Annotated in this window: 8 protein-coding genes; 1 reads left to right on the top strand and 7 read right to left on the bottom strand. The window is 73.4% G+C overall.

All coding sequences use genetic code 11. From position 1 onward, the window contains the following. From E1193_RS28180 to E1193_RS28160, 5 genes are all read right to left on the bottom strand, one after another. Window positions 1-991, bottom strand: a 991-nt coding sequence (locus tag E1193_RS28180) for a glycoside hydrolase family 6 protein (RefSeq protein WP_165945849.1), incomplete at its 3' end; no start/stop codon positions are given. A gap of 258 nt (window positions 992-1,249) precedes the next feature. Further along, on the bottom strand, window positions 1,250-1,465 hold the full coding sequence (locus E1193_RS28175) for a DUF3072 domain-containing protein (protein ID WP_132186206.1): 216 nt from the start codon (window positions 1,463-1,465) through the stop codon (window positions 1,250-1,252). Window positions 1,466-1,551: 86 nt separating this feature from the next. Continuing rightward, window positions 1,552-2,838: a cation:proton antiporter gene (locus E1193_RS28170; RefSeq protein WP_132186205.1), complete on the bottom strand. Its 1,287-nt coding sequence runs from the start codon at window positions 2,836-2,838 to the stop codon at window positions 1,552-1,554. Between the two features lie 68 nt (window positions 2,839-2,906). Continuing rightward, a complete protein-coding gene (locus E1193_RS28165) occupies window positions 2,907-3,620 on the bottom strand; it encodes an HAD family hydrolase (RefSeq protein WP_132186204.1) in 714 nt (237 codons plus the stop codon). Window positions 3,621-3,662: 42 nt separating this feature from the next. Continuing rightward, window positions 3,663-5,789 (bottom strand): SpoIIE family protein phosphatase, encoded by a 2,127-nt coding sequence (locus tag E1193_RS28160; RefSeq protein ID WP_132186203.1) that lies wholly within the window; start codon window positions 5,787-5,789, stop codon window positions 3,663-3,665. A gap of 196 nt (window positions 5,790-5,985) precedes the next feature. On the opposite strand from E1193_RS28160, the gene E1193_RS28155 reads away from it, so the two are divergent. After that, window positions 5,986-6,837 carry a hypothetical protein gene (locus E1193_RS28155; protein ID WP_132186202.1) on the top strand — a complete coding sequence of 284 codons (852 nt, stop codon included), beginning with the start codon at window positions 5,986-5,988 and terminating at the stop codon, window positions 6,835-6,837. Window positions 6,838-6,894: 57 nt separating this feature from the next. Here the strand turns inward: E1193_RS28155 and E1193_RS28150 are convergent, their stop codons facing one another. Both E1193_RS28150 and E1193_RS28145 read right to left on the bottom strand, forming a co-directional pair. Beyond that, window positions 6,895-7,263 carry a DUF6401 family natural product biosynthesis protein gene (locus E1193_RS28150; RefSeq protein WP_132186201.1) on the bottom strand — a complete coding sequence of 123 codons (369 nt, stop codon included), beginning with the start codon at window positions 7,261-7,263 and terminating at the stop codon, window positions 6,895-6,897. Between the two features lie 271 nt (window positions 7,264-7,534). Further along, window positions 7,535-7,744 carry a hypothetical protein gene (locus tag E1193_RS28145; protein WP_132186200.1) on the bottom strand — a complete coding sequence of 70 codons (210 nt, stop codon included), beginning with the start codon at window positions 7,742-7,744 and terminating at the stop codon, window positions 7,535-7,537. Window positions 7,745-7,994: the final 250 nt, after the last annotated feature.

Below are 7,994 nucleotides of genomic sequence, written 5' to 3'. Positions count from 1 at the left end.
GCGTGGTGGTGGGCGGGACCGGGCCGGCGGCGACCGCGAGGTCGTACGCCCGCTGCGGGACGAACTGACCGGCACCGGCGATGCAGCCGTCGGCCTCGCCGGGCAGTTTCACCCAGAGCAGCGCGTCGATCATCGGGTCGCCGGTGTTGGTGGTGCTCGGCGTGCCGATCGCCCGACCGGGCGGGTCGCACCACTCCGAACCGGCAGGTCCGTTGCCGTTGCGGCTGGTGTCGACGACCGCCCGCAGCCGGGACACCCCGGTGGCGGCGATGACCTGCTTGGCGTACGGGACGGCCTCGGCCGTGGTGCGGTAGTTCGACACGTTGACCGAGATGCCGTCGGCGCTGTTGGCGATGTCCGCGCCGACCAGCCGGGAGGCGATCTCGGCGGGCGGCAGCCAGGCCGAGTGGCCGGCGTCGAAGTAGACCTTCGCCGCCGCCGAGCCCGCCTTGAGCCTCTTGCCGGCGTACGCCATGGAGGCCCGCGTCTCGGCCTGCTGGCCGGCGTTCTGGCAGTTGGTCATCAGCGGCAGCACGTCGGGTTCGAGCACGATGGTGGCCGGCCGGCCGTTCAGTCCGGCGGCGACCTGGTCCACCCAGGCGCGGTAGCTGGCGTGGTTCGGGGCGCCCCCGCCGCTGGCGCCGGAGCAGTCCCGGTTGGGAATGTTGTAGACCACCAGGATCGGGATCTTGCCGGCTGCGGCGGCAGCCCCCACCAGGGCGTCCACCTCGGCGCGCACGGTCGAGGTGTTGGTCCGGGTGAACCAGCGGGCCTGCGGGACGGCGGCGATCCGGTCGCGGATGACGGCGGCGCGCCGATCCTGGGGGTTCGCCGCGACCCAGGCCGCCGCGGCGGTCTGCGGGTCGACGTAGAAGGCGGAGTCGGCCGCCGCAGCCGGCGCCGGCCGCAGCGCGCCCACCCCCATCGTGGCGGCGACGGCGACCGCGGTCGCCGCCGCGCCGACGGCGGCGACGGTCCTGCTGTTCCTCATGACGAACCCCTCACATGTATCGACGAGGATGCGTGGAAGCGCTCCCATATGCAGGACAAAATACGGGCATGTTGCCCGGATGTGAAGACCTGGCGTGGTGCGGATCGCATCGGGCGGGCAGGGGCCACGCCGTGGTCATCGCCGAAACCCGCCCGCCGACCACACCGGCGTGGGACCTGCCCGCCCCGGTGTGGTCGGTGGTAGAAGCGCCGACGTGGTGGTGCATGCCTGCGCCGCCTGCCCCGCGCCGGTTCCGGCTCACCGGCCGCGGCCGGTCTCCGCCTGCAACTCGTCGATCCGGCGGGACGCCTCGGCCTTGGTCAGGCCGTCCGGGACCTCCTCGCCCGCCTCCCGGGCCAGGGTGTGCAGGTACGACTCCTGGGCGGCGGTTGGCGGCTCGTCGCCGGTGACCCACTCGTCCGGATCCTTGATCGCGCCCTGCGGGTCCGGCACCTGCCGGTTGCGGTCGGCCATGATCTCCACCTCTCTTCGAACAGGTGTACCCCTACCCCGGATGTGTGCCCCTCATGCCGGCCGGGCGGCGCGGGCGCCGCCCGCGATCAGCCCCGGACGCCCTCCAGTGCGGGTTCGCCCCGCTCCGACGCGGTCGCGGTCCGCTCGCCCCTGCGGTCCAGCAACTGCATGACCGGGGTGGCGGCGATCCCGTGCACCACCACCGAGACGATCACCACCAGGCCGACGGTGGCCCAGAGCAGCTCCGCCTGCGGGAAGTCCGCCTTGGTCGTCGCGTACGCCAGGTAGTAGAAGGAGCCGACCCCGCGAATGCCGAACACCGCGATCACCCAGTGCTCCGCCGGTCGGCCCGGCGCCCACCGCAGCGACAGCCACCCGACCAGCGGTCGGATCACGAATACCAGGGCCAGGCCGACACCCGCCGCCTGCCAGGTCAGCGGGGCGAGCAGCCCGCCGACCACCGCCCCACCGAAGAGCAGCAGCAACAGGACGGTGAGTAGCCGCTCGATCTGCTCGGCGAAGTCGTGCAGCACCGAGTGGAACTCGTGGGTCCGCTCGGCGGACCGGATTGCCCGGGCGGCAACGAACACGGCCAGGAAGCCGTAACCGCCGATCACCTCCACCAGCCCGTAGGCGAGGAAGGTGGCGGCCAGCGCGAGGAAACCCTCGGAGTGCCGGGCCAGCCGCAGCTTGTTCGGGGCACGGAAGAAGAGCTTGCCGAGCAGCCAACCGATGAGCAGGCCGCCGCCCACGCCGACGGTGAGCTTGTAGAGCACGTCGACGGTGAACCAGTCGACGAGCCACTGCCTCGGCGCGAGACCGGTGGTGGCGACGGCGATGGCCGCGTACACGAAGGGGAAGGCGAGCCCGTCGTTGAGGCCCGCCTCCGAGGTGAGCGCGAAGCGGACCTCGTCCTCGGAGTCCTCCACGTCGGTCGGCTCGCCGACCTGCACGTCCGCGGCGAGCACCGGGTCGGTCGGAGCGAGGGCCGCGCCGAGCAGCATCGCCGCCGCCGGCACCAGTCCGGCCCACCACCAGCCGAGCAGCGCCACCGCCGCGATGCAGATCGGCATCGCGATCGCCAGCAGCCGCCAGGTCGACGACCAGCGTTTCCAGCTCAGCGGCCGGTCGATCTTGAGGCCGGCGCCCATCAGGGCGACGATCACCCCGACCTCGGTCAGGTGGGTGGCCACGTCGGGCCACCGCAGCGGGTCCGGCGAGGGCAGCCCGGTGGGCAGCAGGAAGACCAGCATGCCCAGGCCGAGGAAGGCGATGGGCATGGACAGTGGACGGCGTTCCAGCGCTCGGGGGAGGATCCCGGCCAGCAGGGCGCCGACCCCCACCACTGCGAACGCGACATCGACCGGCTCCACGGCACCACCTCTCGGCCACGCCCGCGCCCGACGGGGTGGGGTGGGACTGTGCCCGGTGACGCGCCCGGCTACGCCTGGGTGTCCGTCTTGTCCCTGGAGGATCTCCGTCGCCCGGTGGCCAGCGGGGAATCGGCGAGGCCGGCCAGCAGCGTGGCCGGGTCGTCGTAGACCGCCACCGCTCCGGCCCCGGCCAGTTCTCCGCGACTGGTGCCACCGCAGCTCAGCCCCACGCAGGGGATGTCGAGTCGGGCCGCCGCGGCGACGTCCCACACCGAGTCACCGACGAAGACGACCCGGTCGGCGGCCAGCCGCGACTGCTCCAGGGCGGCGACCAGGATGTCGGGGGCCGGCTTGCTCTGCGCGACGTCGGCCGCGCAGGTGACGGTGTCGACCACGTCGTCGGCGTCGAGCGCGGCGCGCAGCGCCTCGGCCTCGTGCGCGGCGGCGGAGGTGGCCAGCACCACCCGCAGGCCCCGGTCGGCGCAGGCGCGCAGCAGTTCCGCCGCGCCGGGCAGCGGGACCAGCCGTTCCCAGTACTCGCCGAAGAGCCCGTCGTGGGCGGCGCGAAGCTTGTCGTCCTCGCCGCGGTCCCGTTCCGGTCCGAGCAGGTGGTCCAGGAGCTTGTCCGAGCCCATGCCGATCGCCCGGTGGATGGTGGCCATCGGCACCGGGTGATCGGCCTGGCGCAGCGCCTCCCACCAGCTCACCGTGTGTAGGTACGTCGTGTCGACCAGAGTGCCGTCGACGTCGAAGAGGACCCCGTCGGGTCGGTTTGTGCTCATGCCCGGCCTCCTACCCGGGGTGCGTCCCCGCGACGCTCCCGCTCACTGCGCCGGGATGAGGATCTCGAACCAGACGGTTGAGCCGCGGACCGTAGGGTCGGTGCCCCAGGCGTCGCTCAGCTGCTCGATCAGGCCGAGCCCTCGCCCCCGGCTGCTCAACGTGTCGGTCTGCGCGCGGGTCACCGTCCCCCGGGTGCCGGAATCGGCGACCGACACCAGCAGGCGCTCGGCGCTCAGGTCGATCACCACCCGGGCGGCCGTCCCGGCGTGCAGCAGCGCGTTGGTGGTCAGCTCGCTGGTGCACAGCACCGCCGCGCCGATCACCGCCTCCGGCACCTGCCAGTCGGTGAGCTGCGCGGTCATCCAGTGCCGCACCCGGCTCGGCGCGGTCGGCTCGGCCGGCATCTCCGTGCTCGCCGAGCGGCTCGGCCTCAGCGCGTGCTCCACGGCCAGCACGGCCACGTCGTCCTCGGTGGCGCCGGCCACGGCGGCGGTGGCGACCGCGCACAACGCCCTCGGATCCCCGCTGGCAGCCCCGGCCACCGCCGTGACCAGCCGGTGGAGGCCGGCGCTGAGACTGTGCCGCCGCCGTTCCACCACCCCGTCGCTGTAGAGCAGCAGGGTGTCCCCGGGTTGGAACGGCACGGTGGCGGTGCGGGGCCGGCAGCCCAGCCCGAGCGGGGCCCCGACCGGAAGCTCCAGGTAGTCGGCGGTAGCGGAGCCGTCCGGCCTACAGCGCCGGATCAGCGGCGGGGGGTGCCCGGCGCTGGCCAGGGTGATCTGCCCGCGGTCGACGTCCACCACGCCGAAGACCACGGTGACGAAGAGTTCCTGGGTGCCGGTCTCGGTGCCGAGGCTGGCCACCAGCCGGTCGAGTCCGGCGAGGACGGCGTCCGGGCGCGGGTCGGCCAACGCCAGGGCGCGCAGCGCCGCGCGTACCTGTCCCATCCGGGCCGCCGCCTGCACGTCGTGGCCGGCGACGTCGCCGAGCACCACGCCGAGGCCGCCGGTGGGCAGCAGGAACGCGTCGTAGAAGTCTCCGCCGGCGGCGTTGCCGTCGACGCCGGGGTCGTACCGGGCGGCGATGCGTAGCCGGGGCAGCGCGGGTAGCTGCTCCGGCAGCATGCTGCGTTGCAGCAGCTGGGCGGTGCCGTGCTGGGTCTCGAAACGGCGGGCCCGCTCGGCTGCCTGGCCGACCAGTTCGGCCGAGGCGGCCAGCAGCGCGCGCTCCGCCGCCGACCAGCCGTGTGGGGTCTGGTAGCCGACGCTGAGGCCACCGCGGATCACTGACGAACGCAGCGGCAGCGCGGCCAGCGAGCGGATCTTCTGGTCGTGCCGGTCCACGGCGTGGTGGCGCAGCGGCTGGCCGTCGGTGGTGAAGGAGGGCACTGCGCTGCGGGCGGCCACCACCACCGGGGCGGAGGTGTCGGCGGTGGCGGGCCGCCACAGCGGTGGCAGTCGCTCGTCGGCCTCGTCGAGCAGCTCGCCAGGGATCCGGCGGACCATCCGCCAGGCCGGTCCCTCGTCCACGGCGAGGGCCACCCGGTCGGCGGCGAACGAGTGCAGCATGTGGCGCAGGGTCACCCGGGCAACGTCATCGAGGGTGAGCGTGCCGGACAGCGCCGCCGCGAAGTCGCTCAGGCTCTGCAACTGGTGGGTGAGCTGGATGGTCTGGGCGGCGACGGTCAGCACGCCGACGATCCGGCCGGCGCTGTCCCGGGTCGGCGAGTGGCCCCGGGTGAAGACGGTGTGGTCGCCGGGGGCGGCCAGCTGCCGGTCGATCGGCAGCACCGACTCCTTCTGGAGGAAGGACTCCCCGTGCCGGTAGACCCGCTCGATCACGTCTCCGACGCCCGGGGTGTGCCACAGGTCGGCGAAGACCTCGCCCGCCGGCCGGCCGATCGCGTCGGGATGCCGGTCGCCGATCAGCTCGGAGAAACCCTGGTTGTAGAGCATCTCGAACCGGTCGCCGTAGTAGAGCGCCATGGGCACCGGCGAGGACAGGATCACGTCCACCAGCGCGCGTACCGCCGGATCCCACTGTTGCGGTGGCCCCAGCGTGGTGCGAGCCCACGGGTGGGCGAGCACGGCCGCCGCCACCTGCGAGACCTGGGCCGGTCCGGGGGTGGTGGCGGGTGACGTGGGGACGCGCCCGACCGTGCCTGGCATGCCACGCAGCCTAACGGGCCGGTGCCGGTGCGTACCGGACGTGGCTCCGGGTGCCGGCGGTCCGCGTAACGGAGGAGTTAGGGCCGGCAGGGCAGGTTTTGACGGACATGTCGGGAAATTCAGGTACGCCCGTCCGGCGTGCCTTCCGAGCGACCGGGTATGCGCCCGGCGCAGTCCATGCGACAGGAGGGACATCATGCCGGAAACCCTCGCGGTCAGGCAGGTCGACATCGGCAATGCCCTGGCCGACATGTGGAGGTCGGTGCTGCTCTTCATCCCGAGGGCGATCGCGTTCATCGCGATCCTCGTGGTGGGCTGGCTCATCGCCCGAGCCGTCCTCAAGATCGTGGACGCGGCACTGGAACGGGTGGGCTTCGACCGGGCGGTCGAACGCGGCGGGGTCAGACGCGCGCTCGAACGCACCAAGTACGACGCCAGCGACATTCTGGCAAAGCTCGCGTACTACGCCGTCCTGCTGTTCACCCTGCAGTTCGCCTTCGGGGTGTGGGGACCCAACGCGATCAGCGACCTGATCCGGGGAGTGGTGGCCTGGTTGCCACGTGCTTTCGTGGCGATCGTCATCGTGGTCGTCGCGGCCGCCATCGCCAACGCGGTCCGGGATCTGGTCACCGGGGCGCTCGGGGGTCTGTCGTACGGCAAGATCCTGGCCGACCTGACGGCGGTCTTCATCCTGGCGCTCGGTGTCATCGCGGCGTTGAACCAGGTGGGCATCGCCACCACCGTCACCACTCCGGTGCTGATCGCGGTCCTGGCCACGGTGGCCGGCATCCTGATCGTCGGTGTCGGCGGTGGTCTGGTGAAGCCGATGCAGAGTCGCTGGGAGGGCTGGCTGCACCGCGCGGCGGAGGAGTCGCGGGCGATCCAGGAGCACCGCCGGGCGCAGAACGCCGGGCGTGGCGACATGGGTCGGCAGATGGCCGACCGGGGCGGCGTCGCGCCGATGCCGCAGCCCGAGGAGGCCCGGTCGGGCGGTCGGGGCGGCGCCATGGGCGACGAGACCCAGCAGTTCCGACGTCCGGGCGGTTGAGGCCGGGTGTGCCGGGGAGGGTGTCCGCGTACGGCGCGGGCGCCCTCCCGTCGCCGCTCAGGCGGGTTCGAGGTGGCGCGGGTCGAGGGTACGGGCGAGCGCGCAGACCGCCAGCAGGCGGACGGGCAGCCAGTCCGGGGTCGACCAGTCGACCGGCCCGGCGGGCGGAACCAGGCCGTGCTCCAGGGCCGCAGCCCGGACCCCCTCGGCATAGCCGGCGAGGGCCGCCGGGGTCAGTGGCCGGCGGTCACCGTCGAGGCTGTCGCGCACCGCGGCGGCGTGCTGGTCGACCAGCGCGAGCAGCCCGGGGTTGGCCGCGGCCGCCGCGAGACCGCCGGCGCCGACCGAGGCGGCGAGCAGGGCGAGGGTCGAGCGCGCCTGGCTCGCGGCGGTCCGGACGGCGACCTGGGGGAACGGCACACGCATGGGAACCGAGGCTAATCACCAGGAAGCCGCCCTGGCCTCGGCCGGTCGGACGGTCCCGACTCCTCTTCCGGTCGGTCGCCGTCCGCCGCGGGTATCGAGCCGGCCCAGGACGGGCAGAGGGAGAACCAGGCGTGAACCGGCGCGATCGGCAGCGTGGAGGCACGGACGGGACACGAGGGCGACCCGGACCGGGCGCCTGCCGGCCCGCACCGAACTGCTCGGCCGCAACGTGATCGCCCTGCCGGCCCGCCCCGGCGGCTGTTGCCGCTGCCTATTCGGCGGGGGCGTTGGCCGGGCGTCGGCGGGCCGCGTCGTCCGCGATGATGACCGTGGCGACCATGAGGGCGACGCAGAGGCTGAACAACCAGGAGTCGTCGGCGACCAGCTTGGCCGAGACGGGAGCCTGGACGGCGGCGAGCAGAAAACCGAGCCAGGCCAGGCGACGCTGACGTGGGGTGAGGTAGCCGGAGCCTTGTTGCATCCCGAAAGTCTGACGCGGCGATCGGCGGTTGCCGTCAGCCGATCGGCCGGTTTTGGACGAGCTGTCCGCCTTCCTGCCCGGCTGGACCTGCTGTCGTGTCGGTTTGGGGGGAGGCGTCACCGCAGGTAGGTGTTCTCGCCGGGTGCGGCAGATGCAGAGACCGACGGTGGCGCGCCGTTGTCGGCCACCGGCCCAGGCTCGGCGTGGGAGTCAGGCGGGGAAGCGGGGGGCGGGGACGGCGCGCTGGTGG

Source organism: Micromonospora sp. KC606 (assembly GCF_004348675.1).
Lineage (GTDB): Bacteria > Actinomycetota > Actinomycetes > Mycobacteriales > Micromonosporaceae > Micromonospora.
The sequence above is the reverse complement of the archived record's forward strand: the minus strand, read 5'-3'. Positions and strand labels throughout refer to the sequence as shown.

Excerpts from the sequence above, each read along its gene's own strand:
- E1193_RS28175 (WP_132186206.1), bottom strand. The coding sequence starts at position 1,465 with ATGGCCGACCGCAACCGGCAGGTGCCGGACCCGCAGGGCGCGATCAAG.
- E1193_RS28165 (WP_132186204.1), bottom strand. The coding sequence starts at position 3,620 with ATGAGCACAAACCGACCCGACGGGGTCCTCTTCGACGTCGACGGCACT.
- E1193_RS28160 (WP_132186203.1), bottom strand. The coding sequence starts at position 5,789 with ATGCCAGGCACGGTCGGGCGCGTCCCCACGTCACCCGCCACCACCCCC.
- E1193_RS28155 (WP_132186202.1), top strand. The coding sequence starts at position 5,986 with ATGCCGGAAACCCTCGCGGTCAGGCAGGTCGACATCGGCAATGCCCTG.
- E1193_RS28150 (WP_132186201.1), bottom strand. The coding sequence starts at position 7,263 with ATGCGTGTGCCGTTCCCCCAGGTCGCCGTCCGGACCGCCGCGAGCCAG.
- E1193_RS28145 (WP_132186200.1), bottom strand. The coding sequence starts at position 7,744 with ATGCAACAAGGCTCCGGCTACCTCACCCCACGTCAGCGTCGCCTGGCC.